This window comes from Amycolatopsis sp. WAC 04169 (assembly GCF_003947535.1).
GTDB lineage: Bacteria > Actinomycetota > Actinomycetes > Mycobacteriales > Pseudonocardiaceae > Amycolatopsis > Amycolatopsis keratiniphila.
In genome coordinates, this window is record NZ_QHJI01000006.1 from 370,174 (window position 1) to 394,497 (window position 24,324).

Annotated in this window: 29 protein-coding genes; 13 read left to right on the forward strand and 16 right to left on the reverse strand. The window is 69.9% G+C overall.

The features are described 5' to 3' along the window. Window positions 1-11: 11 nt before the first annotated feature. Complete coding sequence (locus DMC61_RS17815) at window positions 12-779, reverse strand: trans-aconitate 2-methyltransferase (RefSeq protein WP_125690216.1); 768 nt, start codon at window positions 777-779, stop codon at window positions 12-14. A 254-nt stretch (window positions 780-1,033) separates the two neighbouring features. Continuing rightward, the gene (locus DMC61_RS17820; protein WP_125690217.1) at window positions 1,034-1,657 is read right to left on the reverse strand and encodes a response regulator transcription factor; all 624 of its coding nucleotides are present in this window, start codon (window positions 1,655-1,657) and stop codon (window positions 1,034-1,036) included. Window positions 1,658-1,694: 37 nt separating this feature from the next. Between DMC61_RS17820 and DMC61_RS17825 the strand changes: the two genes are divergently transcribed. Continuing rightward, window positions 1,695-2,774 (forward strand): sensor histidine kinase, encoded by a 1,080-nt coding sequence (locus DMC61_RS17825; protein ID WP_158634111.1) that lies wholly within the window; start codon window positions 1,695-1,697, stop codon window positions 2,772-2,774. On the opposite strand, the gene DMC61_RS17830 is transcribed toward DMC61_RS17825, so the two are convergent. Then, on the reverse strand, window positions 2,737-3,483 hold the full coding sequence (locus DMC61_RS17830; protein ID WP_125690219.1) for a polysaccharide deacetylase family protein: 747 nt from the start codon (window positions 3,481-3,483) through the stop codon (window positions 2,737-2,739). The two genes, DMC61_RS17825 and DMC61_RS17830, sit on opposite strands and share 38 nt — an antisense overlap. Before the next feature lie 199 nt (window positions 3,484-3,682). On the opposite strand from DMC61_RS17830, the gene DMC61_RS41160 reads away from it, so the two are divergent. Further along, window positions 3,683-3,931: a hypothetical protein gene (locus tag DMC61_RS41160; RefSeq protein WP_158634112.1), complete on the forward strand. Its 249-nt coding sequence runs from the start codon at window positions 3,683-3,685 to the stop codon at window positions 3,929-3,931. Here the strand turns inward: DMC61_RS41160 and DMC61_RS17840 are convergent. Then, window positions 3,928-4,971 carry a DUF5925 domain-containing protein gene (locus DMC61_RS17840; protein WP_233594843.1) on the reverse strand — a complete coding sequence of 348 codons (1,044 nt, stop codon included), beginning with the start codon at window positions 4,969-4,971 and terminating at the stop codon, window positions 3,928-3,930. The two genes, DMC61_RS41160 and DMC61_RS17840, sit on opposite strands and share 4 nt — an antisense overlap. 153 nt (window positions 4,972-5,124) lie before the next feature. On the opposite strand from DMC61_RS17840, the gene DMC61_RS17845 reads away from it, so the two are divergent. Continuing rightward, complete coding sequence (locus tag DMC61_RS17845; RefSeq protein WP_125690221.1) at window positions 5,125-6,300, forward strand: 26S protease regulatory subunit; 1,176 nt, start codon at window positions 5,125-5,127, stop codon at window positions 6,298-6,300. Then, window positions 6,297-8,018, forward strand: a complete 1,722-nt coding sequence (locus DMC61_RS17850) for a tetratricopeptide repeat protein (protein ID WP_125690222.1) — start codon at window positions 6,297-6,299, stop codon at window positions 8,016-8,018. The genes DMC61_RS17845 and DMC61_RS17850 overlap by 4 nt, the downstream gene beginning before the upstream one ends. Here the strand turns inward: DMC61_RS17850 and DMC61_RS17855 are convergent. The 3 genes from DMC61_RS17855 to DMC61_RS17865 are packed head-to-tail and all read right to left on the reverse strand — an operon-like array spanning window position 8,005 to window position 10,015. Continuing rightward, window positions 8,005-9,111 carry an MAB_1171c family putative transporter gene (locus DMC61_RS17855; protein WP_125690223.1) on the reverse strand — a complete coding sequence of 369 codons (1,107 nt, stop codon included), beginning with the start codon at window positions 9,109-9,111 and terminating at the stop codon, window positions 8,005-8,007. The two genes, DMC61_RS17850 and DMC61_RS17855, sit on opposite strands and share 14 nt — an antisense overlap. Next, entirely contained in the window at window positions 9,108-9,590 is a 483-nt protein-coding gene (locus tag DMC61_RS17860; protein ID WP_016331914.1) for an ImmA/IrrE family metallo-endopeptidase, read from the reverse strand. The genes DMC61_RS17855 and DMC61_RS17860 overlap by 4 nt, the downstream gene beginning before the upstream one ends. A gap of 2 nt (window positions 9,591-9,592) precedes the next feature. Continuing rightward, on the reverse strand, window positions 9,593-10,015 hold the full coding sequence (locus tag DMC61_RS17865; protein ID WP_016331913.1) for a helix-turn-helix domain-containing protein: 423 nt from the start codon (window positions 10,013-10,015) through the stop codon (window positions 9,593-9,595). A 155-nt stretch (window positions 10,016-10,170) separates the two neighbouring features. On the opposite strand from DMC61_RS17865, the gene DMC61_RS17870 reads away from it, so the two are divergent. The 6 genes from DMC61_RS17870 (at window position 10,171) to DMC61_RS17895 (ending at window position 13,993) form a co-directional block, all read left to right on the forward strand. Further along, window positions 10,171-10,437, forward strand: coding sequence for a hypothetical protein (locus tag DMC61_RS17870; protein WP_125690224.1), 267 nt, complete (start codon window positions 10,171-10,173; stop codon window positions 10,435-10,437). Window positions 10,438-10,454: 17 nt separating this feature from the next. Continuing rightward, window positions 10,455-10,736, forward strand: a complete 282-nt coding sequence (locus tag DMC61_RS17875) for a hypothetical protein (protein WP_037346464.1) — start codon at window positions 10,455-10,457, stop codon at window positions 10,734-10,736. A 68-nt stretch (window positions 10,737-10,804) separates the two neighbouring features. Continuing rightward, on the forward strand, window positions 10,805-11,245 hold the full coding sequence (locus tag DMC61_RS17880) for a hypothetical protein (protein ID WP_037346462.1): 441 nt from the start codon (window positions 10,805-10,807) through the stop codon (window positions 11,243-11,245). 158 nt (window positions 11,246-11,403) lie between these two features. Next, the gene (locus DMC61_RS17885; protein ID WP_233594844.1) at window positions 11,404-11,919 is read left to right on the forward strand and encodes a M23 family metallopeptidase; all 516 of its coding nucleotides are present in this window, start codon (window positions 11,404-11,406) and stop codon (window positions 11,917-11,919) included. A 166-nt stretch (window positions 11,920-12,085) separates the two neighbouring features. Continuing rightward, on the forward strand, window positions 12,086-12,826 hold the full coding sequence (locus DMC61_RS17890) for a hypothetical protein (RefSeq protein ID WP_016331908.1): 741 nt from the start codon (window positions 12,086-12,088) through the stop codon (window positions 12,824-12,826). A gap of 186 nt (window positions 12,827-13,012) precedes the next feature. After that, entirely contained in the window at window positions 13,013-13,993 is a 981-nt protein-coding gene (locus DMC61_RS17895; protein WP_125690226.1) for a glycosyltransferase, read from the forward strand. Here DMC61_RS17895 and DMC61_RS17900 read toward each other — a convergent pair. The 3 genes from DMC61_RS17900 to DMC61_RS17910 all read right to left on the reverse strand — a co-directional run bounded on the left by DMC61_RS17900 (window position 13,990) and on the right by DMC61_RS17910 (window position 16,039). Next, entirely contained in the window at window positions 13,990-14,400 is a 411-nt protein-coding gene (locus tag DMC61_RS17900) for a hypothetical protein (protein ID WP_125690227.1), read from the reverse strand. The two genes, DMC61_RS17895 and DMC61_RS17900, sit on opposite strands and share 4 nt — an antisense overlap. A 78-nt stretch (window positions 14,401-14,478) precedes the next feature. After that, the gene (locus DMC61_RS17905) at window positions 14,479-15,690 is read right to left on the reverse strand and encodes a peptidoglycan-binding protein (RefSeq protein WP_125690228.1); all 1,212 of its coding nucleotides are present in this window, start codon (window positions 15,688-15,690) and stop codon (window positions 14,479-14,481) included. A gap of 34 nt (window positions 15,691-15,724) precedes the next feature. Then, window positions 15,725-16,039, reverse strand: coding sequence for a hypothetical protein (locus DMC61_RS17910; protein ID WP_016331904.1), 315 nt, complete (start codon window positions 16,037-16,039; stop codon window positions 15,725-15,727). A 405-nt stretch (window positions 16,040-16,444) separates the two neighbouring features. Between DMC61_RS17910 and DMC61_RS41945 the strand changes: the two genes are divergently transcribed. Then, window positions 16,445-16,567: a hypothetical protein gene (locus tag DMC61_RS41945; protein ID WP_255431534.1), complete on the forward strand. Its 123-nt coding sequence runs from the start codon at window positions 16,445-16,447 to the stop codon at window positions 16,565-16,567. Further along, window positions 16,564-16,857 (forward strand): ADP-ribosylglycohydrolase family protein, encoded by a 294-nt coding sequence (locus tag DMC61_RS41660; protein WP_233594845.1) that lies wholly within the window; start codon window positions 16,564-16,566, stop codon window positions 16,855-16,857. The genes DMC61_RS41945 and DMC61_RS41660 overlap by 4 nt, the downstream gene beginning before the upstream one ends. Here DMC61_RS41660 and DMC61_RS17920 read toward each other — a convergent pair. Next, complete coding sequence (locus tag DMC61_RS17920; protein ID WP_125690229.1) at window positions 16,854-17,501, reverse strand: response regulator transcription factor; 648 nt, start codon at window positions 17,499-17,501, stop codon at window positions 16,854-16,856. The two genes, DMC61_RS41660 and DMC61_RS17920, sit on opposite strands and share 4 nt — an antisense overlap. An 88-nt stretch (window positions 17,502-17,589) precedes the next feature. Here DMC61_RS17920 and DMC61_RS17925 point away from each other — a divergent pair, with 88 nt between their 5' ends. Next, on the forward strand, window positions 17,590-18,474 hold the full coding sequence (locus DMC61_RS17925) for an oxidoreductase (RefSeq protein WP_125690230.1): 885 nt from the start codon (window positions 17,590-17,592) through the stop codon (window positions 18,472-18,474). A 737-nt stretch (window positions 18,475-19,211) separates the two neighbouring features. On the opposite strand, the gene DMC61_RS17935 is transcribed toward DMC61_RS17925, so the two are convergent. From DMC61_RS17935 to dpgA, 5 genes are all read right to left on the reverse strand, one after another. After that, window positions 19,212-20,288 carry a 3-deoxy-7-phosphoheptulonate synthase gene (locus DMC61_RS17935; protein WP_125690231.1) on the reverse strand — a complete coding sequence of 359 codons (1,077 nt, stop codon included), beginning with the start codon at window positions 20,286-20,288 and terminating at the stop codon, window positions 19,212-19,214. Between the two features lie 171 nt (window positions 20,289-20,459). Continuing rightward, window positions 20,460-21,251, reverse strand: a complete 792-nt coding sequence (gene dpgD, locus DMC61_RS17940; protein WP_125690232.1) for an enoyl-CoA-hydratase DpgD — start codon at window positions 21,249-21,251, stop codon at window positions 20,460-20,462. Beyond that, window positions 21,248-22,474 carry a (3,5-dihydroxyphenyl)acetyl-CoA 1,2-dioxygenase DpgC gene (gene dpgC / locus DMC61_RS17945; protein ID WP_125690233.1) on the reverse strand — a complete coding sequence of 409 codons (1,227 nt, stop codon included), beginning with the start codon at window positions 22,472-22,474 and terminating at the stop codon, window positions 21,248-21,250. Before dpgC ends, dpgD begins: the two co-directional genes overlap by 4 nt. Beyond that, window positions 22,471-23,133 carry an enoyl-CoA-hydratase DpgB gene (dpgB, locus tag DMC61_RS17950; protein WP_125690234.1) on the reverse strand — a complete coding sequence of 221 codons (663 nt, stop codon included), beginning with the start codon at window positions 23,131-23,133 and terminating at the stop codon, window positions 22,471-22,473. Before dpgB ends, dpgC begins: the two co-directional genes overlap by 4 nt. Then, on the reverse strand, window positions 23,127-24,227 hold the full coding sequence (gene dpgA / locus DMC61_RS17955) for a 3,5-dihydroxyphenylacetyl-CoA synthase DpgA (protein WP_016331895.1): 1,101 nt from the start codon (window positions 24,225-24,227) through the stop codon (window positions 23,127-23,129). Before dpgA ends, dpgB begins: the two co-directional genes overlap by 7 nt. Window positions 24,228-24,324: the final 97 nt, after the last annotated feature.

Consider the following 24,324-nt stretch of genomic DNA (forward strand, 5'->3'; position numbering starts at 1 on the left):
GGGGTAGGGGTTTACAGGTCGGACTTCAGGATCTCGTTGGCGTCCTTCACCAGCACCATGACGTCCTGGTGGCGATCCCACGCGGCCTCGTCGTATCCGGCGAGGCGCAGGCCGGGCGCCTCCAGTGCGCGCTGCACTGCCCAGCCGGGCGAACTGAGCGAGATGCCGTAGCCGTCGTTGCCCGCGTAGTCGTTGTAGCCGAAACCGCAGGCCTTGTACGCGGCAAGCATGCGGTCGGTGGCACGCGCGTCCAGCCCGTAGTCCTTGCCCGCCTCGGCACGCATCGCCATCCGGCGGCCATGCGTGGTGACCACCGCGACGCCACCGGGAGCCAGCGCGCGGGAGAAGTAGCGCAGCAGCGGGCCCCAGTCCGGGGCATCGAGATGGGTCAGCACCGAACCGCACCACAGCAGGTCCACCTCGGTCACCTGCTCGATGTCGTCGACGTCGGGGGCACCGGTCACCGCCCGCGCGCCGAACGCCTCCGCGCAACTGGCCAGCGCCGCCGGGTCCATGTCGCACGCGATCAGCTCCGCCACCGGGAAGGCGGCCCGCAGCGAACGCATCACCCTGCCGTAACCACACCCGAAGTCCAAGACCCGCTTCGGTTCCGGCCGCCCCGTCACCTGCAACGCGGCGAGCACCGCACGCAGCGCGTCCCTGGACACGCTCATGTAGTGCGCGGTGTTGTTGCCCGCGAACATGCTGTCGCCCTCGGCGATCGTCGTACTGACCCCGGCCATGATGCCCGCGACGGTCTCGTCCAACGTCTCGCTCATTCGTCCCCCTGGGTGGTCGGTCCCCCACGGCAACCGTAGCGGTCCCGGATTTCACGCCGGGCCGGTCAGCATGGCCACCTCGATGAACTGCTGAAATGAACGCAGGTGGGTCACGCTGAATGGAGACCTCGACACGGTTCGAGACCAAGGTGTGCGACTTCGCTTGGCCGGAAGGCGGCACTGGCGTGACGGGTAGGCCCGCCCTCCCCCGTGCTGGGCCCGCTGCGCCGAAGTCAGGGCGAAGCTCGAATCGATCACGAATCCCGCGAGCCGAGCAGAACGTGCGCACGCAACGCGGCCTGCGTCCGGCTGGTGACCCCGAGCTTGGCCAGCACGTTGCCGACGTGCACCTTGACCGTGCGTTCGGCCAGCCCGAGCCGCTCCGCGATGTCGCGATTGGACAGTCCGGAACCCAGCAGCGACAACACTTCGCGCTCGCGCGGGGTCAGGCCGGGGTCACCGGTGCCGCACAGCGTGGCCGCCGCGGACGGGCTGATCACGGTCATCCCGTCGTGCGCGCCACGGACGGCGGCGGCCAGTTCGGCCCCGGTGGCGTCCTTCAGCACGAAGCCGGCGGCTCCGTCGGCGAGCGCCTGCCGGATCTCGTGCCGCCTCCCGATGGTGGTCAGCATCAGCACGGGCGGCGGTGCGGGCAGCTGTTCGCGGAGGCGGCGCAAGGTCTCCAAGCCGTCCATGCCCGGCAGGTAGAGGTCGAGCAGGACCACGTCGGCCGGTTCCCGCGCGGTGCGAAGGAAGCCGAGCAGCTCGGGCCCGTCGGCGCACTGCGCGGCGACGGTCAAGCCGGGCTGTGCGGCCAGCACCATCGCCAGCCCTTCGCGGACCAGGGCGTGGTCGTCGACCACGACGACACGAACCATGGGATCACCTCGATGGCGCACACTCTACTGTCGGGACGTGCTCAATCATCTCCGCGCGCGGTTGGACCTCGGGATGATCCTGCTGGTCGCGTTGCTGTTCTCGGCGAGCGGGCTGGGTACGGCGAGCTGGCAGGCGATGGTCGCCGCCGCAGCGCAGCTACTGCCGCTGGCCGCGCGGCGGCGGGCTCCCGGCGTCGTGCTCGCGGTCGTCGCCGCGGCGACCGTGGCGCAACTGCTGCTGGGACCGGCGCGCAACGTGGCCTACGTGCCGGTGTTGCTCGCGCTCTACACCGTGGCCGCCCTGCCGGGCCGTGCCGGGCGCTGGGTGGTCGCGGCCGGGGCGACCGCCGCCGTGGCGGTGGCGATGGGCGAGGTCAAGGGCCTGGTGGACGGCACTTTGCTGGCGCTGGTGGCGTTCGGGGTGGCGTGGACGATGGGCCTGGAGCGGCGGCGCCACGTGGCCGATCGCGCCCGGCTCGTCGAGCAGCAGGCCCGCCACCGTGCGGAAAGCGCGGCCGCGGAACGCCGGGAGCGCACCGCCCGCCGGCTGCACGACACCCTCGCCCACACCACGACCGTGATGCTCGTGCAGGCGGAGGCGTTGCGCGCGACCGCTGATCTCAGCGAACCGGCCCGTGAGCGCGTGGACACGATCCTCACCGCGGGCCGGGACGCGCTCACCGAGGTCCGGCTGACGCTCCGCGACCTCGCCGAGGACGAGCATCCGCCGCCCGCGCCCACGGAACTGCCCGAGCTCCTCGCGCGGCTGCGGGCCGCCGGGCTCGTGCTGGACGAACCCACCGGCTTGCCGGACGGGGTGGCCGGAATGCTGGCCGAGCGCGTGATCGCCGAGGCGGCCACGAACGCGCTCCGGCACGCCGGCCCCGGCACCAGGGTCAGGATCACCGTGCGGCGCCATGACGACGACGTGCACGTCGAGGTCGGCAGCGAACTCCCCGCCACCGAGAGGCCGGGCGGCGGCAGCGGCTTCGGGCTGGCCAGCGTCGCCGGCGAACTGGCCGGGCACGGCGGGCGGCTGGAGTTCGGCCCGCGCGGGCGGCATTGGATGGTCCGCGCGGTCATCCCGGCCGCTGGGCCAGCAGCCGTGACACCGTGACGAACCGGTAGCCGAGCCCGCGCAACCGCTCGACCAGCGGGACCACCGCCTGCCTGGTCGTGGTCCGGCTCTGGTACATCCCGTGCAACAGGACGATCGAGCCCGGCCTGACGTGGTCCGCGGTGTGCTCGGCGATACCGGAGGCGCTGGCGGCCACCTCGGGGTAGGAGTCCGGCTCGACGTCCCACATGATCGTCCGCCGCCGATGTTCGGCGAGATAACGCGGCAGCGCCAGCAGCTTCTTGCCGTTGGGCGGGCGGAAGGTGATCTCGCCGCGGTAGCCGGTGCGGCGGATCAGCGCGTCGGTCCGCTCGATCTCGCCTGCCACCGTTTCGGCGGACACGAAGACCATCCGCTCGTGGGAGTAGGAGTGGTTGCCGAGTTCGTGACCGGCGGCGGCGATCCGCGTGCCGAGGTCCGGATGCCGCTCCAGTTCCCGCCCGGTCAGGTAGAAGGTGGCGGGCACCCCGGCCGTGGCCAGGCCGTCGAGGAGTTCCCCGGTGCCCGCCGGGTCGGGCCCGTCGTCGAAGGTGAGGGCCACGACCTTGTCCGGCACCTCGACCCGATGGGTCAGGCCGCCGTAGAACTGGAAGGTCCGGGCGTTGACCAGCCGATCGAGGCCGTAGGCCGACGCCGCCAGCACGACCGCGGTGATCAGGCCGAGCACCACGGCCTTGCGGGCACGCGGCGAAACAGGAAGGACGCGCATACGGGGACCCTGGCCGATCGCCCGTCACGGCGGAAGCAGCGGAAGTCCTAGTACCTTCGTCGGTAAGCCCTGGCGCACGGCGATCTTCGCGTGAAAGCGACCGGGACGTCAGCGTCTGCGGGTAGGCGGACGATGCGGCGCCGTGTAGCGCTTCGGGGTCGCCGGCGAACGGTAGGTCGTGGTCCGCGTGGTGTGCGGCGTGTCCCGGGTCGTGGTGGTGGTCGCCGGGGTCTGCGTTGTCGTCGTCTTCACCGAGCCGGTCGTCGTCGGGGATGTCGTCGTGGACGGTGTCGTCGGCGTCGCCGGGGACACCACCTGGCCGCGTCCCGCCCCGCCCCCGGAACACGCGCCGAGCAGCGCGACCACGCCCACGACCAGCCCGCACAACCACACCCGCATGTCGCGGACCCTAACAGCCCGCCGCCCGGGAATCCGGCGAAACGGCTAGACCGCCGCTCGCAGGCGATACAGCTCGGCCAGCGTGGCTCCCTCGGCGCCGATGTCCGCGCCCAGCCAAGTGGCCGCCTCGTCACGCGGCAGCGGACCGACCTCGATCTCCGCGAGGCAACGGCCCGGCCGGACCACCGCCGGGTGCAGCCGAGCCACGTTCTCGTTGGTGGTCAGGCACACCAGGATGTCCAGGCCCTGGCCGAGCAGTCCGTCGGTCAGGTTGAGCAGCCGGGACAGGGCCTGCCCGGAGTCGCGTTTCGCGTCCGCGCCGACGAGTTCGTCGCAGTCCTCGAGGATCAGCAGCCGCCATTTCCGGTTGTCCGCTCGCTCTTCGCCGAGCACCACCGAGGTCAGATAGCCCGGATCGGCGAACAGGACCTCGGGGTCGAGGACGTTGTCGACCTGGCACCAGTCCCGCCATTCGTGTGCGAGCGCGCGGACGGCGGTCGTCTTGCCGGTGCCCGCGGGGCCGTGGAGGAGGATCAGCCTGCCGGTGATGTCCTGCGGGCGCACCGCCATGAGCGTGTCGAGCGCGGTCACCGCCGACCGCGGGTAGTTGCCGCGGATCGCTTGCCACGGCGGCAAGTCCATCGTCCTGGGCGCGCGCAGCCCGGCGCCACCGCAGCCCTGCACGTGCCAGAATCCGACCGGCACGGTCGACTCGCCCGGGGTAGCCGTCCGCGCGGTGCCGACCGCCGCCGCGAGCACCTCGTCCGCCAGATCGCCGGAAGTGGCGCATACGCATACGGTCGCCGCGCCGGCGCGGCGGCGCAGCGCGACGAGTGTCCACTCTGGACCGGACGCGAGATGCGAGCGTCGTCCGTCCAGTTCGTACGTCAGATCCGCGCTGACTCCCGGGGGCAGCAGCGTCGCGTCCGGTGAGACCTCGGTGATTTCGGCGGCTCGTGAGTGCGGCTGCGACCCGGTGATGAAAGGTTCCATCGCCAGTGAGTTCAGCACGCCTTCCATCGGCGCGTTGCCGCCGAAGAACATCGCACGGTCGAGAGGCTGGGGTAACTCCGTTGTCCTTGCTGTCACCTCATCACGGTCCAGCCCGCGAGGCCGCCGCACATCAGGGACCGTCCCCGATTGACCCCTGACAGGGATCTTCACCGGACCGCCTGTCCGCCACGATCGCCGGGATGATTGTCTCTGGTCGGACACTGGACCATTCGCGGAAGGAGGTTCGCGGTGAGCGACGACGGCTTCATCGAGGTGATCGCCCGCGAAGTGGAGGCCGACCCCGGCAATCTGGCGCTGCGCGAGGACTTCGTCACGCTGCTGCTGGAGCAGGACCCGGACCGCGCCGCCACCGAACTGACGGCGTTCGAGGCACACGGCGGCGATCCGGCGCGGATCCGCCTGCTGCGCGCCCGGCTGATGGCGGCGCGGTTGCGGACGTCGGCCCCGCCGCCCGCCGAGGTCGTGGCGGCCCCGTCCGATGAGGACCGTCACGACACGAGCCCCGCGGCTTCGGCGTCGCTGTGGGACACCGAGCGCCCGGCGGTGACGCTGGCCGACGTCGTGGGGCTCGCCGAGGTCAAGCAGCACCTGAACACCGCGTTCCTCACCCCGCTGCGCAATCCCGAACTGGCGGCGGCGTTCGGGCAGAAACCGGGCGGCTCGCTGCTGATGTACGGCCCGCCCGGCTGCGGCAAGACGTTCATCGCCAGGGCGATCGCCGGCGATCTCGGCGCGTCCTTCATCCACGTGACCCTCGCGGACCTGCTCAGCAAATGGATCGGGGAAAGCGAGAAGGCGATCCAGAGCGTGTTCCGCCACGCACGCGCGGCGGCACCGTGCGTGATCTTCTTCGACGAGTTCGACGCGCTCGGTGGACGGCGCACCTCCGGTGGCGGCGGGTCGCAGTCGATGCGGATGCTCGTCACGCAGCTGCTGGAGGAGCTCGACGGCGTGGCAGGCGCGAACGACGGCGTCTACTTCCTGGCCGCGACGAACCGGCCGTGGGACATCGACTCCGCGCTGCGCAGGCCGGGCCGGATCGACAAGACGGTGCTGGTGCTGCCGCCGGACGCGGTAGCCAGGGCGGCGATCGTCCAGGGCGCGCTGGACGGCAAACCCGCCGAAGACGTCGATGTCGTGGCCGTCGCGGCGGCGACCGAAGGGTTCTCGGGTGCCGATCTCAGCCATCTGACGACAACCGTGCTGCAGCAGGCGATGGTCGAGTCGATGAGCAAGGGCGAGCTGGTGCCGGTCACCACCGGCGCGCTGCTGGCCGCCGTCGGCGGGATCACCCCGTCCACCACCTCCTGGTTCGACCAGGTGGCGCCCGTGCTGGAATTCGGCGTCGACGACGGGACCTTCGACCAGCTCCGGGCGTACCGGGTGAAGCGGGGCATGCGATGAGCGACACCGTCGAGCGGGACCTCGACCTGGCCTGGGAACTCCTCGAGGCACAGCCGACGCATCCCCGGGTCGCCGAGCTGGCGGTGCGGGTGCTCGCGGCCCAGCCGGAGCGGAGCAGCGCGTTGATGGTGCTCGCCTATCACCGCGAGTCCTGCGGCGACGCGGACGAAGCGCGGCGCCTCTATCTCCGGGTGGCCGGTCGCCGCGACAACCGGTTCATCTGGGCGGCTCGTGCGCTCCGGCATCTGGAATCGGGGGAGCACAACCACGACGAGGCGCTGCGGTGGGCGCGCACCGTACTGGGCCAGAACCACGAGGACTGGGACGACTGGATGCAACTGGGCCACGCCCAGGCCTGCGCCGGGGAGCACGAGGCCGGGTGGCGGCAACTCGACGAGGCGGTGGCGCTGTGCGCGCGGACGGCGCCGGACGACCTCCCCAAGGCGCTGGCGAAACGCGCGGAGTACCTGCTGGGCAGCTGCGCACCACCCGAACGGTTCGTTCCCGCCGCCGAGGAGGCCATCCGGACCAACGTGGCGGACTCGTGGGTCGCCATGTTGCTCGGCTACGCCTACCTGGCGCGATACCGGTTCGACGACGCCGAACAACTCGGTCTCCGGCTGCTGCGCGAGGACCCGACCGACGACCTGTTGCAGACCCTGGTGGATACCGCGCGGACGATGCTGCGGATCGTCGAAAAGGCGCGCGGTGACGACATCACCCTGGCGGACATCCAAGCCACCGGCGCGCTCGAGATGGCTTGGCAGCAGATCCGCGACCTGAAGCTGGGCATCGACCTGGCCTCCGCGCTGGCGGCACTGGACGCGGTGATGCCCGCCGAACTGCGCGACACGCTACGGCCGGGAGCCTCGGCCGCGGATCTGGCCGAAGGCGAGGACAAGGTCGGCTCCATGGTCGCGAGGGATCTGCTCACCTGGCACGACGGCCAGCCGCCCGGCTCCGGCGCCGCCTGGGGCTGGACCGAGTCGTTCCGCCTGATGTCGGCGGCCGAAATCCTCGCCATGGACGCCGAGATCGAAGCCGACCGGGCGGCGCACCCCGACTGGCCCGAGAAAGAGGTCTGGGAGCAGGTGATGACCGACGACGCCGGGACCTACCTGGTCGCCGTCGCGTTCGGGAAGCTGGTGAAACGCCGGCCAGGACAGCCCGACGAGCCCGTCGCCGACTCGATGGCCGACTGGATCTGGGACCGGGTGGCGGGCTTCGGCGGGCAGGACCCGCGGCCGGCACCGCTGAAGACCGAGGAGCCCGCGGCCGTTCCGCTTCCGGCCCCCGGGACGCCGTTGACCGGTGTCATCGTCACGATGTGCGCCGCGCTGGGCGAACCCGAGGACTCTGCGGCCTACGCGGAACTTCGGCGGCTGTTCCCCGGCTCGACCGTCCGGCGGAGTGAACTGGTCCCCGACGAGCCGAGCGCCGACGGCGTCTACATCGAGGCGCTCGACGGGCTGGTGACGAAGGTCAGTGTCGATGTCGGGGTCTGCCCGGACGCGGACCGGCTGATCTCCGGTCTCGACCTCGGCGGGCATCGTGGGTCCGTCGATGCCTTCGTGCGGGCGCATGGGGCCGTTCCGCACGACAGCTGGGTGAACCGTGCCAACGGCGAAGCCACGGTCGTCTACCACTTCGCCGGGCATCGGCTCTGCTTGTCCTGGGCGGACGGGAGTATCGCCCGGATCTACGTCACCGGTGCTTGAGCGTCGGCTCTTCCCTGGACGGTCGACCGGCCTCCGCCAAGGCGCGTTCACGGACCTCCCGCACGACACGGGACCGCGTGAACGCGGACGAAACCGCGCTCAGCCAAGCACTTTCGTCCCGTGCGCTGGGGTGCGGGCCCGCCGGGTTGTCCGGCCAGCTCCGGCCCGCCTCCCGCATCACCAGCGCCGCGGCGAGTTCGGCGGCGGCGCGCGTCGGCTCGTCGACCGGGGTGCGCAGCCAGTCGCCGAGCTGCGGCGGGACGTGTGCCCGCAACGCCAGCAGGCCGTCACGGATCTCGATCACCCTGCGGTACAAGGTGAATTCGAGATCGTGCCGCACGGGCAGCGCGATCTGCGGGTGGGCGGCGACGAGTTCCTTCCACAACGGTGTCACCGCCCGGATCCTCCGCCACGCGCGCGCCATCCGGAGCGCGCCGTCCCAGGTGGTGAACAGCCCGCCGAGGACCCACAGCACCATCGCGCAGAGCCCGACCAGACGGGCGCGGGGCATGAAATCGAGGTCCGCGAGGTCGGTGATCTCCAGCCACAGCGAGGGAAGCCCGGAGAACAGCGCCCAGCCGATGGTGACGACGGCGGCACAGATCAGGATCCGCAGACCGGTCCGGAACGCTCCTCGTGGACGGCCCGCGGCGCTGCGGACGAGCGTGCGGATGAACAGCACCAGGCACGTGACCGCGTACGTCGTCAGGATCACCTGATAGGCCACGATGCTGAAGCGCCACTGGAATCCGGACGTGCCCGCTTCGAGCCGATGCGGCGCGAAGTCCAGATAGCACAACACCATCAGGGCCCAGCACAGCACGATCGGCCAGAACGGCGTCGGCTTCTCCGGCGACCGGGCGCTGCGGACCAGTTGCAGCAGCGCGCGCATCGCGAGCAGTTGCAGCGCGTTGGTGACCAGCCGCGGGAGCAGTTCGTCACCGAGCAGCCGGACCGTGTCCTCCGCGGAGACGGCGAGGCCCACCGCCATGCTGAGGAAGAACGTGGCCAGGTACCTCGGCCCGGCGCGGACCGTCATCAGCCGGGTGAGCCCGATCAACGCCAGCAGCGCGGCGGACAGGTAGCTGATCATGAACCGAGGGCGTGGCGCAGCCGGTCGTTTTCCGGCCCGGTGCGCGCGGCGCGGCGCATGAGCAGCGACGCGACCAGTTCGGCTTCCTTCTCCTGTTCCCGCGCGTAGGTGGTGCGGCCGAGGACCCGGCGGACCAGGTCCACCGACAGGCTGGGCGCGACGATCTCCGCGATCGTCTCCGGCCGCACCTCGCCTTCGACGTGCCCGCACAGCAGATGGCCGAGTTCGTGGAGCAGGATGTGCCGCTGGTGCAACGGGGACGTGTCCCGCGTGTAGAACACGTAGTCCGCCCGGTCGGTGGCCGCGAGTACACCGCACGGCGCCCCCGGCCGCGCGGCGAGCGGCACCAGTTCGATGGGCCGCCCCCGCATCGCCGCGACCTCGCCGAACAACGTGGTGACGTCGAACGGCTCCGGCAGCCGCACGCCGCCCGCGATGCGCTCACATCTGCGCCAGAGCGCACTCTTCCTGCCCAGCATGGCTACTCCCCCTGGTCACGCTTGGACTCGCGCCGCTTGATCGCCTCGACGATGTCGGTCACGGTGCCGAGCCCCTCCTCGGACAGCGTCACCGCACGCAACGCCAGGTTGCGCACCGCGCTGTTGCGCAACGCTCCCAGCAATTCGACCTCCTCGGCAAGAGCCCTCCCCTGTTCGTCGTCGAAGAAGTACGCGGGCGGCACCTGGAAGAACGCCGCGAGCGCTTCGAGGTGCCGTTTGGTCGGGTTGTCCCGGCGGCCGGTCCGCAGTTGCCAGAGGTAGGCGGCGGAAAACGACTCACCGGTGCTCTCCCGGCAGGCCCGCGCCACCTCCTCGTGGCTGTGCTGCTCGCCGTTGGGCCGCCGGACCACCTGAAAGAGGCGGTCGATCCGGTCGGTGAGCGTGGTCGCCCGTGGTTCGGTCATCTTCACCTCCGTTAGCTGAAATGAATGACTTGTGGCGCTTCGTTCATCTGGGTTGACAGCCGGACGGCCGTCGCTCTACGGTTCCCACGTTAGCTGAGATGAATGACTGAGGGGAGTCAGTCGATCCTGGCTGACGACCAGAAGGGGGATCTCCCATGAAGAAGTTGCTGACCGCGGCGGCACTGGTGGCGGCCGCGGTGACCATGTCGGCACAGCCGGCGCTCGCCGTGGAGACCGGGAATTTCTACGGCACCGGCACCGGCCCGTATCCGACGGACGCCATCGGCTCGGCGGAGAAGGTCGCGCGCACCTACGCGCGCAACACGGGCTGGCTGGACTCGCAGTGTTACGTCCGCAGCTCCGACGTCCGGTCACAGACCAGCTACTACAGCGCCACCGTGTGGCTCTACTGCCAGCGCTGAAACCAGGAGGGGAAAACATGAACAGGACGATCGCCCGCGCCACGGGGGCCGCCGTGGTCCTCGCGGGACTCATGACACTCGCGCCGTCGACGGCGAGCGCCGAGGAGACCCGGGCGTTTCTCGGGACCACGGTGGAGAAGACGTCGGCCTCGGCCAAGCGGACGGCGTTGCAGCAGGCCTACGACCACGCTTCCGCCTACGGGTACACGCAGGACCAGTGCGTGATCATCCACCTGTACTCGGTGAAGATCAGCTTCGTGATGTACCGCGGTGAAGCCGGGATCCACTGCACGAAGTAGGCATGTCCGTGAAGGCCTCCTCGGGTCCCCCGAGGAGGCCTTCGCCGATTTCAAGCTAGGTTGACCGGGTGAGTCTCCTCGACGACGTGGCCGAACGCGACGGCTGGCGATGCTGGGTGTGCGACGAACCGGTCGACCCGGACATGTCGGTGAACGACCCGCGGGGCCCGAGCGTCGACAGCCGGACCGCGGACCGGAAGGCCAAGATCGCCGAACGGCTCGCGCACCGCGGGTGCAACACCCGCAAGGGCGCGGTCAAGGTGGTCATCGCCTGGCCGGACCGGCTGCACGTGGTCGAACCCGCGCCGCTGATCACCGTCGCCGGACGGCTGGAGCGCAAGGGCGGCCGCGAAATGGTGGCCCGTTGCCCGACGAAACAGGACGCCCAAGAGGCGGCCGACTGGCTGGTGGACCGCTTCTCCCGGCTCGTGCCGGGGCTGCCGGTGACCGCCGCCGTCGAGCCGGGCGGCGGCCAATTCCTCGTCATCCTGGCCGCCGGCCGCCGCTGAAATAGCCCGATCCTCGCCTGCGCGCAAGCCCTGAACAAACCATTGTCCGGGCCGTGGCCTGCCTGTTTAGTCAGGGACGCCCGGCCGACAGCAGGGCGTCGAGCGCATGAAAGCGAGGGCATATGAGCGGAAATGCACTACCGCGCAGGTTGGTCACGATGGCGGCCGCCGTACTGATGGCGGCGGGCGTCACCATCACCGGCTCGGCCACGGCTTCGGCCGCGGACTACTACTACGAACTGCCGTACCCGGCAGGCGAGGCCTACACCGTCTCCCAGGGACCTGAGGGCACTTTCTCCCACACCGGTCCCTACAACGAGTACGCCTGGGACTTCGCGCTCCCGGCCAACTACGAGGTGTCCGCGGCACAGGGCGGCCAGATCCTCGTCTCGGACTGGTCGCCTTACTGGCAGAACGGCATCGAGGTGATCATCCGGCACTCCAACGGCACCTGCACGCAGTACATCCACCTGAACCGGGCCATCTACAACGCGGGCGCCTGGGTCCCGCAGGGCCGGGTCATCGGCTGGTCGGGCAAGACCGGCGCGGCCACCGACTATCACCTGCACTACCAGGTGATCAACTGCTCCACCCGCGTCGGCATCCGCTCCACCCTCCAGGGCTGGACCCCGCCGACCGGCTCTCGTCCGGTCAGCGTCAACACCAGGGCCTGAGTCCGCGCAGCCATTGCCCGAATCGAAATCCCGTGCCGTTCATCATGACAAAAAGCCACCTCTTATGGAAAATTCACCCGAAGGTGGGCACGGCGGCGCATTTCATCGGTATTTCATCGGCCCTCATTAGCGTTCGGCGCGGCAATACGACAGTGGGGAGAAACCGATGAAAAGAACCGGAGCGCGTTTGCTCGCGACCGCCGTCCTGTCCGTCGTCACCCTGGCCGGCGCCATCGCCGGTGCGGGCGCGGCGCAGGCGGCACCCGCCCGGCCGGACGGTCCGTGCGGGCCCGTCATGTTCGTCGTCCCGGGATATCAGGACGGCGGCGCGCAGAAACTGCTCGACCGGGGGCTCGCGCCGGGCGGCGCCGACCCGGTGCGCATCCCGTATCCGAACAGCGCCGGCGACGTCAATCTGTACGCCGACGTCGACGCCGGTGTCGCCAATCTCCGCACCGCGCTCTACAACCTCTATGTCACCTACGGCTGCGACCTCGAAACCAAGGTGTACATCGTCGGGTTCAGCCTCGGCGCGCTCGTCGCGGGCACAGTGCTGGAGACCGAGCCGCCCGGACGGAACATCCAGGGCGTGCTGTTCGCCGACGGGCGGCGGCAGCCCGTCGAGTCGAACTGGCCGGGTGACCCCGGCGGGCTGATCGGACACCTGCCCGTTCCCGGTCCCGGTGGCGCCGGTTTCCGGCCGGTGGATTCCTTCCGGTACCCGACCTTGAGCCTCTGCAACGGCCCCAACGCTGGGGGCGGCGCGGATCTGATCTGCTTCGGCGGCACCAATCTGGACAGCTACTTCAACTCGCATCCGTTCTACAGCTTCGAAGTGGCCAAAGAGCTGAACATCCACGGCGAAGGCCCGTACCCGAACAATCTGCGCAACCGCGTGATCCCGTAACCCGCTCCGCGCCCCTCCCCGGCGGGTCACGCCGGGGAGGGCTGCCATGAAATTCACCGCGAAGACCGTCAATGCCGCCATTGTGGCGGCGCGCTAGCGGTCACCGCGAGCGGGTGCTCGACGTCCAGGGGCCCCTGACCAAGAAGGTTTCAGATGTTCTGAACATCTGGTGCTACCATCTGGAGAATGCGAGTCCTTTTCGCCAGCCTGGCGTCGGTCGGCCACACCTATCCGCTGATCCCCCTCGCGATCGCCGCCAGGGACGCCGGGCACGAGGTGTGGTTCGCCGCCGGCGAGAACGTCCATCCGCCGCTGCTCCGGAACGGTCTCAGGCCGTTCCGGCCGGCGGACGCGTTCTACGAGATCTACGCCGAGGACCTCGAACCGGACATGGCGCGGCTACGGCCCGACCTCGTCGTGCACGAATGGGGGCAACCGGGGGTGGCCGTCGCCGCGGAACGCGCCGGGATCCCGGGGCTCTGGCACGGTTTCGGCCGCATGTTCCCCGACGGGATCGGGCTTCAGCCACCGGCGCGGCCCGGCCGGCCGCATCTCGACATCTGCCCGCCTTCCTTGCAGGACAAGGAATTCCTCGCGACGGCCGAACGCGTCGAACTGCGGCCCGTTCCGTTCTCCGAACCGGCGGCGCGGCTGGAAAAGACCGCGCGACCGCTGATCTACCTGACGCTCGGCACCGCGTTCGGCACGCCGGAAGTGCTCACCACGGCGATCCGAGGGCTGGCGCCGCTCGGCGCGCACGTGGTGGTCGCGTCGGGACGGATCCGCCCGGAGGAACTCGGCGCCCTCCCGGACGACGTCACGGTGCGGGCCTGGGTAGCGCAACCGGACCTGATGCCGCACGTCGACGTGGTGGTGCACCACGGCGGCAGCGGCACGACGCTCGGCGCGCTCGCCGCCGGTGTCCCGCAGCTGGTCCTCCCCCAGGGCGCCGACCACTTCGCCAACGCCGAAGCGCTGTGCACCGCGGGAGCCGCGCTGAGCCTTCAGCCCGGCGAGCTGAGCGCGGAAGCCGTCACCGGACACACGCGGACCCTGCTGGGGCGGAACGACCATCGCGACGCGGCCCGGGCGATCGCCGGGGAGATCGCCCGGATGCCCTCGCCCGACGAGGTCGCCCGCACCCTGCCGGAATGGGCGCGGGCCTAGAACCCGAACAGCTCCTGCGGGATCTCGTAGTCGTCCGGCCAGGTCAGCCAGGCGACGTCGGTCGGGCCGATGGCGCAGTTGGCCACCCGCCAGGACCGCGGGTCGTCGTCGACGTTCGTTTCGCTCTTCTTCTTGAGCAGGGCGACGTAGACGTCGGACATGACGCCGTCGGCCCGGCGGTTCTCGTAGATGGTGCCGGCCCAGTACGGACGGCCGGCTTGGGCGGGGCGCATCGTGCCCTGCAGGAACACCCAGGGACCGAGCCGGTCGAGCTGTTCCACGGCCACCTGGACCTGGTCGCCGAACTCCTCGTCGAGCCGGGCGGTGGCGGCCTGGAGCACCGCTTCCCGGACCGGGTCGCCGGGATTCAGCGCCACCGGAAACGGTCGTGCGGACGGGGTGTACATCAAGCTACCTCCCACTGGCGGGCGGCGACGCGAATGATCGCGTCCGCCTGCCCGGTGCTGCTACGGCGTTCTGTCGGATCAGGTCGGCGGGGTGAGGATCTTCACGAGGCCGCCACCGCCGCCCATGCTGATCCTCTGCGAACCGTCGGGGTTGACGTTGTTCGAGCCGATGAACTGGCCATCGCCCGCGTACAACACGACGTGCCCGCCGTTGTTCGAGATCACCACGTCGCCGGGTTTCGCTTCGGAGAGCGGCACCGACCGCCAGCCGTCCGCTTCGAGGTTGGCCGTCAGGCCCGCGACCGAGGCACTGGCCTGCCCCTTGTCGATCAGGCCCGCCGCCTCGAGACAGCCGGAAACGAAGTTCGCGCAGTTGACGTTGTTGGGCACCCACGACTGCATGGCGGGGAGCTCACCGCTGCCCTTGAGGTCGCCGGCGTTGCGGCCGAGGAACTGCTCCGCGATCTTCGCCGGGTTGTCGCCGCGGGCGTCGATCGGCTTGGCGGGCCTGCCGTCACCCGGCACCCCGGCGGGGCCACCACCGCCACCGCCGCCGCCTCCACCACCGCCGCCGTCTCCCCCGCCGTAGCTGGGAGTGCTGCTGAGGTTGGAGTTGACCGGCTTCGCGTTGACGCTCGACGCCGTGGTCTGGCCGTCGTCGGCGGGGATGAGCTCGATGAAACCGCCTTCGATCTCCAGGCCGAGCGGCTTGAGGAGATCGTCGATCTGCTTCTCGGCGTCGTCGAGCGCCTTCTCGATCTCGTCCTTCTTGCCGTTCGAATCTTTTTCGTTGAGCGTCCGGAGCCGCTCGATGTCCGACGCGGCCGCGGCGATCTCGTTGTCGTCCTCGGAGCTGTTCTTCCTGCGGCGGGCCGCGTCGATCAGCTTCCGGTTGTCCGCGTCCTTGTCGTTGGCTTCCTGGGCGAGCTGTGCGACCTTCTTCTTGACGTCGTCCAGGATCTCCGACACGCGCTGCAGGATGTTCTTGGCGGCCTCGGCCTTGTCGCTGACCTTGTAGCTGGCCTTGCCGAGCTTTTCGAGGTGGTCGGCGACGGCGTCGGCGTCCTTGCCCTCCCAGTGGCGCAGGACGTCCTCGCGGAAGACCTTGAGGTCGTCGCCGAGGTCGTTGGCCCTGGTGGCGGCTCCGCCGACCTTCCTGGCCTGGTCGTTGACCGCGCCCGAGTTGAGCTTCTGCGTCTGCTGGGCGTGCTTGTCGATGGCGTCCAGCGACTTCGGGCGGTCGTGCGACGGGTCGTCGAGCGTGCTCGGATTCCGCTCCGCGGTGGTCATCGGTAAATCCCCCTGGTTCCCGTCTTCAGTCCGATCAGTCCCGCTCGCGAGCGTGGCCGCGGAGGGTGTCGACACCCGCGGCCTCGTCGTTGCGCATCCGCTGCGCGGCGTTGGCCAGCGCGTTCGACGCGGCGTCGACGAGCTTCGCGGCGGCCGCCAGTTCGGCGTTCACCCCGCGGTGGAAACCCTTGATGGTGGTCCCCGTGCCGGCCGCGTTCTTCAGATCGCCGAAAGCGGCTCCGGGGTCGCCGTCGCCCAGGTCCTTGCCCGTGCCGGTGTAGCCGTCCTTGAGCCCGCCGACCTTCTTGGCCAGCGCGGCGATCTGCTCTGGATCGAATCGGCGAGTCATGAATGATCCTCCAGCCCGTGCTTGCCTGACCCATATTGCTCTACCGCGCACCCTATGAGTTCCCACCCACGCGTGCGCACCGTTTCCGTAAACGCGATGACGCCGTTCGTGTACACCGACGCATCCGGCCGCGCGTTGGTTCCCGGCAGATTTCCACGGCGTCCTCGGCGGGGAGATCTTACCCTCCCGGCACCCACCGGCAGGAGCCGAAGCTCACCCGGTCGGGGCTTTGCCAGGTTCCCAGTTCTTCGTCCTCGGAAATCGCGACCACTGGATGCGGCGGCAACCACCGCCCGGCCCGTGGCAATGGACCGACGACGCCGAAATGGCGTGCTCCGTTTTCGCCGTCCTCGACCAGGACCTGCTCGCCGCGAGCTTCGCGACTACGGCCCGTCCAGGAACCGCTTGCTCCGGCTCGTCCGCGAGGGCGGCTCGTGGCGTGAACTGATCGCGGATCTGTTCGACGGGCAGGGTTCCTGGGGCAACGGCGCGGCGATGCGCGTCAGGCCGCGCTTTCGGCCGAGGTGACCCACACCCATCCGGACGGGATGGCCGGCGCGATCGCGGCCGCCGCCCGGGAGCTGGGCAACGGCAGCAACACCGGCGCCCACGACACGGTGCCGTTCACCCTCTGGGTCGCGGCCCGCGAACTCGACGACTACGAGAAGGCCTTCTGGACCACGGCGGCCGCCGGTGGCGACATCGACACCACCTGCGCCATCGTCGGCGGCATCGTCGCGACCCGCGTCGGTATCGAGGGCCTGCCGCCGTCCTGGCGGGAGACCTGCGAACCGCTGCCGGACTGGGCGGGCGTCTAGACCAACCCGAGCTCGCGCGCCCGGACGCCGGCCTGGAAGCGGGACTCGGCGCCGAGGGCGGCCATCAGTTCGGCCACCCGGCGCCGGTAGGTCCGCACGCCGAGGCCGAGGGTCCGGGCGGCGGTCTCGTCCTTGACGCCGCTGCCGAGCAGGTCCAGCACCGCGGGCGCGAGCCGCCGGATCTCGGACACCCGCGCGTCGAAGACGGCGAGATCGGTCGCCGATCGCCACGCCGCCTCGAACAGCGACATCACGCCCTGCACGGTTTCGGGCTGGGTGATGACGCTGTAGCCGCGCTGCCCGGCGGTGAGGTCACCGGCGAGGATGACGAGCCTGCCGTCCATGACGATCGTCTCGTTGAGGTCTTCGGTGGAGATGCGGACCTGGGCTCCGTGCCGGTCGCGGACCCTGGCGAGCTCCTGCGCGGAGCCCGGGTCGAGAAGCAGACCGGCCCGGTAGATCTTGCGGATCCGGACCTGGCCCGCCCGGCGCTCGGCGAGCTCGCCAGCTCCGTGGGCGGCGACCCAGGTCGCGAGGTCGTTGGCCGCGCACGCCATGTCCGTCACGGTCGAGAACAGGTGCCCGACCCGGCGGAACAGCTCCTCCTCGCCGCGCACGATCGTCACCGCATCACTCGTCCGCATGACACCGATACTGCCCCAGCCACGCGACCAGGTAGCAGCTTGTTGCCATTTTCTGACTACGAGCGGGCGCGTCACGACGCTGAGGGATATGACGAACCTTCACGACACCTGGCGGCTCGGCGACCTCACCGTCAACCGCCTCGGCCTCGGCGCGATGCGGCTGACCGGGATGCCCTGGGACGAGAAACCCAAGAGCCGTGAGGACGCGATCACCGTCCTGCGCCGCGCGATCGAACTCGGCGTCAACCACATCGACACGGCTTCCTTCTACTTCACGCCCACGCGTTCGGCGAACGAGCTGATCGCCACCGCGCTCCAGCCGTATCCCGACGACCTCGTGATCACCACGAAGGTCGGCGCGGGCCGGTCGCGTGACGGCGAGTTCTCCTTCGCCCGGCCGGATCAGCTGCGCGGCCAGGTCGAGGAGAACATCCGGCAACTCGGCCTCGATCACCTCGACGTCGTCAATCTGCGCTGGGGTGCCGCGATGGGCAAGGAGCCCGGCTCGGTGGCCGAGCATTTCGGCGCGCTGGCGGAGCTGCGCGAGGCGGGCCTGATCCGGCACCTCGGCATTTCCAACGTCGTGGCGGACCAGCTGACCGAAGCGAGGTCGATCGCCCCCGTGGTCTGCGTGCAGAACCGCTACGGCCTGACCGACCGCGAGGACGACGCCCTGCTCGACCTGTGCGGCGAGCTCGGCATCGCGTTCGTGCCGTTCTTCGCCGTGACGACCTCGATTCCGGGAGCCGCGCCCGGGCCGGTTAGTGGCGAGGCCGAGGTCGCGAAGGTCGCCGCGGCGCACGACGCGACCCCGGCACAGATCCGGCTCGCCTGGACACTGCACCGGGGCGCGCACGTCCTCGCCATTCCCGGGACCGGCGATCCCGGGCACCTGGCGGAGAACGTCGCGGCGGGCGGCCTGCGGTTGAGCGAGGCGGAGCTGGCTTTGCTGGATGGCGTCGGCCGAGGGTGAGTGGCGTTTCGTACCGCGGTGAGCGGATGGACGGCGCGCGTGATCAACGGGACGACACGCGTGTCCAGAGGGACGACTCGCTGCGCCGTCCATCCAGTCACGTGTGTCGTCCATCGGCTCACGCGTGTCGTCCAATCAGTCACGCGAAACGGCCGGCCCCGCACAAGGGGTGGTCGTGAGTGGTGATTCGGGCTGGAACGGGCCGGTATTTGCGTACCCCACGGCTGAGCAGGGCGAATGTGATTCGCATGCTCGCCACGGCACGGTCGAGTGTGGAGAATTTGGGACGTTGAGTGTCCTGAATCCTCCACGCTCGAATCACCTGGCCGGCACGAGGATTGGCGTGCCTGGTGGTGACGATGTGGGGAAGATTAGGGACGCTCAACGTCCCAAATCCTCCCCACTCACCACCCAGTTCGTCCCGCCGTCGGCGGAGAACGCCTGCTCGAACCACGCTTCGTCCGCGCCCAGCCGGAAGACGAGGAAACGCACCTTGATCGGACGGCCCCAAGCTGGTCGTCGCCGTGGAACCCGCCGTGGACCGACGGGGTGAGCAGGCCGGTGGTCGAAGGGGTCAGGGTCTGGGGCGAGGCGCATCTCGAACGCACGCGGGGCGACGCGGCGCCGAACGCCGCGATGACCTGCGCCGACGTGATCGGATAGCGATCTCGCGTGATTGAAGAGCGATTTCGCGTGATTGGAGGGCGATCACGCGTGATCAGACGGCGCACACGACTTCAGCGCACTCCGGAGCGGCGGGTGGCGGTGGCCGTGGCGAGGGTCTGCAGGACCTCTTGGGTGGCGGCGAGGTCGATGCAGGCGTCCGTGATGGACTGGCCGTAGGTGAGCGGCCGGTCGGGGTGGAGGTCCTGGCGGCCCGCCTGGAGGTTCGATTCGAGCATGACGCCGACGATGCCGCGCTGGCCGTTTTTGATCTGTTCGGCGATCTGGCCTGCGACGACGGACTGCCGGAGGTGGTCCTTGCGGCTGTTGTCGTGGCTGGCGTCGATCACGACCCGGCGGGGCAGGCCCGCGTTCTGCAGCGTGGTCAGGGCCGCGCGGACGGACGCCGGGTTGTGGTTCGGCGCGCTGTTGCCGCCGCGCAGCACGAGGTGACAGTCCGGATTGCCGACGGTGTGCAGGATCGCGGGCAGCCCGCTGGGGTCGACGCCGGGGACGACGTGCCGGGCCTCGGCGGCACGGATCGCGTCGACCGCGACGGTGACGTCGCCGTCGCGGCGGTTCTTGAACCCGACCGGCATGGACAGACCGCTGGCCAGCATCCGGTGGTTCTGGCTTTCCACGGTGCGCGCGCCGATCGCGCCCCACGAGACGGTGTCGGCGAGGTACGCCGGGATGGTGGTGTCCAGCCATTCGCACGCGGCGGGCAGACCGCCCTCGGCGAGTTCGAGCAGCAGATCCCTCGCGATGCGCAGCCCGCGGTTGACGTCGCCGGTGCCGTCGAGGTGCGGATCGTTGATGAGCCCCTTCCAGCCGCCGACCGTGCGCGGCTTTTCGAAGTACACGCGCATGACGATCAGGAGTTCGCCGGCGAACCGGCCGGCCAGCCCGGCGAGCCGGTCGGCGTATTCGAGTGCCGCGGCGGGGTCGTGGATGGAACACGGCCCGGCGATCACGAGCAGCCTGTCGTCCGTGCCGTCGAGGACGCGGAGGACGTCTTCCCTGCCTTGGCGCACCGTGTCGGCCGCGGTCGCGCTGAGCGGCAGTTCGTGGTGCAGCAGGGCGGGGGTGACCAGCGGGACCATCCGGTCGATGCGCTGGTTGTCGAGTTCGACCGTGGCGATGGTTGTCATCACAGATATCCAGGGTTTCTGCCGGCACCGGGGGCGGGAAAGCCGGGATTTCCCGGCCCGGCCGGCGGTCTCGGGTGAACTAAGAAGCAAACCCGGCATTTACTCGAGCGAGAATTCTCCTACCCCGAATCTTCCACCATCCGCCACACGGAACAACGGTCCAACCCGGATTCAGCGACCGGTCCAGATCGGGTCGCGTTTTTCGGCGAAGGCACGGGCGCCCTCACTCGCGTCCGCGCTCGTCCGCCGCCGTTCTTCCCACGGATACGAGGTTTTGAACGCTTCTTCGAGCGGGAGGTCGAGTGATTTCAGCGCGGCCTCTTTGATCGCCCGTACCGAAAGCGGCGCGGCACGCACCAGATCGTCCGTCCATTCGGCGACGCACCGGTCCAATTCCGGGAAGGGGACGACCTCGTTGACCAGGCCGTGACGCAGTGCCGTCGCCGCGTCCATTCTGCGCCCGGTCAGCAGATGACCCATCGCCACTTTCTGCGGAAGCTGGCGCGGCAACCGGAAAACGCCGCCCGCCCCGGCGATCAGCCCGAGACGGACCTCCGGCAACCCGAAGACCGCTTCTTCGGAAGCGACGACGATGTCGCACGCCAGCACCAGTTCGAAGCCGCCGCCCAGCGCGTAGCCGTGCACACGCGCGACCACCGGTTTGGACAGCGTGAACCGATCGGTCAGCCGGGGATGGCCCGGCTGACCCGCGCTGCCGAACGTCGACGCCTCGACGCCTTCGCCGGTCAGCCGCGCGCGTTCCTTGAGGTCCTGCCCGACGGAGAACGCCCGATCCCCCGCCCCGGTCAGCACCACCGCCCTGACGTCGTCGTCGGCTTCGACGTCGTCCCAGATCCCGGCGAGTTCCGCGTGCATCCGCCGGTCCATCGCGTTCAGCACCTCGGGCCGGTCCATCGTCACGTAGGCGACGTGGTCCTTCTTCTCGTACCGGACGCCGTTCATCGCGACCCCACCGCGAAACCGTCCACCTTGCCGATCACGTCCGCGCCGTAGATGCGCAGGGCCTGCTGCAGCGCGAATTCGGCGATATACCGGCGGAATTCCTCCGGTGGTTCCTCGGAAAGGTTCAGCATGTGCCGGTTGGCCGCGACGGCTTCCCCGTCGAGCCGGGCGAGCGCGCGGTCGATGGCCGCGTCCATCTCCTCCGGCCGCACGACCTCGTCGACGATCGAGCGGGCGTCCGGCTCGTCCGCCCGGAGCTTGCGGCCGCCGAGGATCACCTGCCGGGCCACCCGCGGCCCGGCGATCCGGGAAAGCCGGAAGTTGGAGACGCCGGGGATGATCCCCTCCTTGGCCGCGGGCAGGCTGAGGTACGCGTCGGAGGCCGCCAGCACGTGGTCGAAGACCAGCAGGAGCTGGGTCCCGCCGCCGATGGCGAACGAATCGACGGCCGCCATCCAGGGTTTGCCGGTGAACCTCGAATGCCAGGAATCTTCCGTCAGCAGACCGCGGAAGATCTTCTGGATGTACCCCGTTTCCCGCCGCAGCAGGAAATCCACCAGCGGGATGTCGCCGGAGCTGAGCTTCTTGAGGTTGATCCCGGCGCAGAACACCCGGCGCCCCAGGTAGCGGGGATGGCTCATCACCCCGCCCCGCACCAGTCCCACCCGGACGGACGGGTCGAGCAGCACCAGGTCGACCGCGGTCTCCATGTCGTCGACCTGCTGGGCGTCCTCGGCGTTCAGGCAGTCGTCCCGGCACAGGGTCAGGTGCGCGACGCCGTCCCGGCGCTCCAGCCGGACGGCTTCCATCTGCACGACCCCGGTTTCGAGGAATTCCGGGAGCAGCCGCTGGGCCTTGGCGGTGGGCCGGAGCATGGCGTCGAGCAGATGCGGGCCTGCCTTCGGCGCGCGCAGGATCCCGCGCAGGAAGATGCCCTGGTCGATCTCGCGCCCTTCCTTCTCCGCCTGCGGCCGCGCACGCTCGGCCGCCATCTGCTCCTCCGAAGGCACCAGACCGGGAAAGGCGAGCGCCGCGGCGCGGACGAGTTCGTCCATCCGCAGGTACCGCGTCCGTCCGTCGGTCAGTTCGGCGTAGATCTCTTCGGCGTGCGCCTCGACGAAGGCCGCACGCAGCGTCCGGACGTCGTCGTCGACCCGGTGGGCCTCCCCCGCCAGGGCCCGGAGGTCGAGCCCTGGCGAAAGAGCGGTTCGATCCGTCGTCACGACTTGGCTTCCCGCCGCAGGGCCCGGTCCGCCGCGGCCAAATGGGAGCCGAGCGCCTCCTCGAAGGTGGTCGAGCCCGCTTCGAAGATCAGCTGCCGCCGGATCGCCGTCTCGGCGCCGTCCATGACGACGTTCAGCTCGGCCAGCGTCTTCGCCGGGTCTTCGGACACCTCGTCGATCAGGTCGAGGGCGAGCGCGCGCTCCGTCCCGAGCGGGGCCCCGAGCAACACGGCACGGCGGATGCCCGCCGCCCCGGCCTGTTTGGTGAGCCGGTACACGGTCATGCCCGGCCAGGTGCCACCGCCGGCCGACGCGAGCCGCAGCGTGGTGCCCGGTTCGGCGATCCGGATGTCGGCGGCTAGAAGGAGGTCCAGGGCCGTTCCAGCGCATTCGCCCGACGCCACCGCGGCCGTGAGCCTGCCGAGGCGTTCGAACCGGCGCACGACCCGCTCCCATTTGGACACGAGCCCGACCGCCAGCCCCTTCGCCCAGCCGTCGGACGGGGCGCCCGTGACGTGGATGGTGACCGGTCCCGGTTCACGCTGGTCCTCGGCCCGGTCGCACAGCGCGTCGATCTCCTCGACGATCGCGGCGGACAGCGGACGGGATCCGTCGAAGCGCAGCATCGGCTCGCCCTTGCTTTCGTTACTCGTCACCATTGGATAAGCGCCATTTCGATCGTGGAGCCGGGCCCCATGGTCATGAGCACGCCGTAGTCCCCCGGGCGGGCGACGTCTTCGTCGGCGAGCCGCTCGTAGGAGAAGAGGAAGGAGCCGCTGGAGAGGTTCCCGTAGTCGCGGAGCACACCGGTGGTGTGGCGCACGTCGTACCGGCTCAGGCCGAGGTTGACGACGACGGCGTCGATCACCTTCTTCCCGCCCGAATGCACCAGCCAGTGGCCGATGTCGCTGCGGCGCAGGCCCGTCCCGGACAGAAGCCGGTCGATGACGATTTCGGCGTGCGCGCCGACCACGTAGGGGATCTGCGGGTCGAGGAAGAAACTGAACCGGTCCTGGTCACGGTCCCAGTCGTAGCGCATCGCGTCGACCGCGTCGGTGATGATGTAGCTGGCGAATTTCAGGACGCGCGGACCCGGCACGCGCCCGTCACCGGAGACGACCGCGAGCGCCGCGGATCCGTCGCCGAAAAGACTGTTGACCACCGCGGTCCGCATCGTGCCGTCCAGCGCGTAGGCGGCGGAACACGCCTCGCTGCACAGGACGACGCCGAGTTCGCCGGGATGCGCCGCGGACCAGCCCGCGACCACGTTGAGCGCGTTGAGGCCGGCGTTGCAGCCCATGCCCACGATGTCCGAGCGGCTGCAATGCGGGTCGATGCCCATTTCCCGGATGACGAGCGCGCTCAGGCCGGGCGTCAGGAACCCGGTCGAGGTGACACAGCACAGATGACGCAGATCCGAAAGCGTCGCTCCGGCCGACTTCAGGCAGGCTTCCAAGGCACGGCAACCCATGTCGACGGCGATCTTCTTGTGCTTGTCGAGGAGGTCGCCCTGCGGCTCGGCCGCGCGGGCGCCGCCGGGACCCTCCGGCGGCAGGGTGAGGAAACGCCGGTCGATGGCGCTGTTCAGGAAGACCGAGCGGATCTTCGGATCCTCGATGTCGAGGATTTCGAGCAGCTCGGACTGCGAGTAGGACGACTCGGACACCGCGGTGCCCACGCCGGCGAATCGGGTGATCTCGGTCAATCCATTGTGGACGGCGAGGTCCGCGGTGGTTTCGGCTAGAGCAGTCATCGATACATCCATCCCCATGTTCTCAATTTGCTCCGGAGCAGCTGCTTGAACCGCGCAGCGCGCATCGATCTCACCTTTCTCTGGTCTGGAGTGGACA